At 47.8% G+C, this 2,275-nt stretch carries 1 protein-coding gene; it reads right to left on the bottom strand.

The window, feature by feature from the left end; translation table 11 throughout:
- Nucleotides 1–79: 79 nt before the first annotated feature.
- Nucleotides 80–2,275: putative baseplate assembly protein (locus F6K38_RS39785; protein WP_287360400.1), on the bottom strand; the 2,196-nt coding region annotated here is incomplete at its 5' end.

The following is a 2,275-nucleotide window of genomic DNA, read 5'->3' as shown; positions in this document are numbered from 1 at the left end:
ATTCTACATTCTTAATTCTTAATTCTACATTCTTAATTCTTAATTCTACATTCTTAATTCTTAATTCTACATTCTTAATTCAATAAGACTGACCCAAACTAATCTGATGTTCACCGGAATAGATTAGGAATCGGTTGCTTTGTTCCTCAGGTATCTCGCCTAGGTCAATGGAGAGATAGTTAACATAATTCACACCTGGGACGGATTCGATTAACCGATACAGGTCTGATTTATGGGGTTGACGACCAAAAGGCCAGCCTTGACCATCCACGCCACCAGTCAGGGGATGTAAAAAGTGGTTCAGGGCATCGTTGACCCCAATTACAACTTCTTCGGCAAGGTCTAAGGAGAGGGGTACAACCTCAGCTGTGACTGTAACTTCTACCCAATAGGGTCCCGTCACTCGCAGGTCTAGGGTGGGGGCACAGCGAGCCAGGATGTATTCTTCTACTAAGTCGAGCAAACCAAGACTGGGAGTAGGTTGCCGTGCTGAAGAATCCGGTAGAATAATCAGTTCCACTTGACCGACATCGTCTCTGTCTAGATAAGGGCTATTGTCAGCATGGTCACTTGTGGTCTTGGGGGGTAGGTTGAAATTTCCTGTCAGAGAACCATCAGGGTACTCGATGGTGACATCACCGCTAACGTTAACATCGCCCAAGTTGACCATAGTCACGTACCATTCGCTTCCAAGACTGAATTGGCTGGGTGTGACTGGGTAACTCAGTTCGCGTCCGCTAGCTTCCTCGGTAAAGATTTTTTCCTCATAGGCTATGGTCTGTCCTGGACCATTAATCTTGACCTGTAGCTGATAGCTGGTTGGGGGATTATTACCCTGGGACCATAAACTGACCGTGATCGTCCCTGATTGCTCCAACGGCAGGTAGTAGTTTGGCAACCACTGTAAGTCTTTTGGGTTAAATTCAGGAGTAATTGCCCATGCCCTAGCTACATCGGTAGATGCTTGGTAGACCAAATCCTCAATGTCTTCGGCAGTTACAGCTTTGTACCGATGGCGCAATGTCTTCGGCCCTTGTTCCTTAACCCACTCTAGAGACTCCTGCTCGGCTCCACCACTAGCAGCTTCTAGGTTAGTGACACTATCTACATAAGGCACTGTGGTCTTGAGTTCGGTGATAGTCTCAGCTGCTTTATTACCCTGTTTACCACCACCAGTGCGGTAGTAAACCATACGGATATTGTTGCTACCTAGGGGTGGTATCCTTCCCTGTTGGTTGTTGCCAAAGCTTACTTCTCCCGTCAGGTGATTGAGAACATAGTGACGGTCTTCCGGTCCGGAACCATAGAAATCTGATACTTCTTGCCAAACTAACCACACCTCCTCTTGTAGATCCGTTTCTTCCTCTTCCTGGACCTCTAGTTGTTGACCGTCTAACACAGGAAATTGGAGGGTGGAGAAGGTCTGATTGGGATTCCCATTACTCGAACCAAGGATTTCATTCTCAATGGTGGTTGCCTGGGTTGCCCAAGTTGTATTCAGCAGCAACCGCCGTAGTCGGGGTGGCACTCTAAAATCACCCCCTTGCCAGCGAATTCGCAGCCAATATAATTCTTTACCAAATTCTGATTGCTTTGTCAAGTCAGTTGGTCCAATAAACTGGACTAAACCCGGTTGACTCATGGCAGCGGTTTCATCAGCTTCCACGCCTAAACGCATCCAACGGTCAGGACTGGTATATTCAGGGCTGGAATATTCTCCTACTACCACTGCTGGCTGAGTTATGGTAGGACTTGTGGCCAATTCCCCTGGTGCTGGGGGTTCTACCTGGGCATAGATAGTGGTGGAGCGGTTGGCGAAGGGGGCGTCAAAGCCTAGGTAAAGGGTGGGTCTCAGGTCTTGAGTGGGAGTAAAAGCCTCAAAGGGGGAGCCATCTTGGTTAGCTTGAGTGGTGCAATCTACATAAGTGAAATCATTGTAGGTCAAGCAAGCTGAGAGAGGGGAATCACCTGAGTTGTAGCTATAGCTTAGGGTGAGGGATTTTAGCACTGGTGGAGCTAAAGCTGAGGCTGGTAGGAGTACCACACTCGTTTCCACTGGATGAGATTGAGTGAGGTTGCTCGTCAGGGTGAGGGTATTCTCGTTGAAATTGATACTAGCAATCTCCAAGTCTTCCTGCTTGTCAGTACCTGGATCAATCCGAATGCGATCGCTAGGCAAAAAACCTCTGACACTATCTACCTTGATGGTGTTGATACCACTGCTGACCTCTTGTTCAAAAAGTTCCACCGTTGCTCCACTGGCATGGTCGGAATA

The sequence above is a fragment of the Moorena sp. SIO3B2 genome (assembly GCF_010692525.1).
In the GTDB taxonomy this organism is placed as follows: domain Bacteria; phylum Cyanobacteriota; class Cyanobacteriia; order Cyanobacteriales; family Coleofasciculaceae; genus Moorena; species Moorena producens.
Note: the sequence above shows the minus strand (reverse complement) of the source record. Positions and strands in the feature narration are given on the sequence as shown.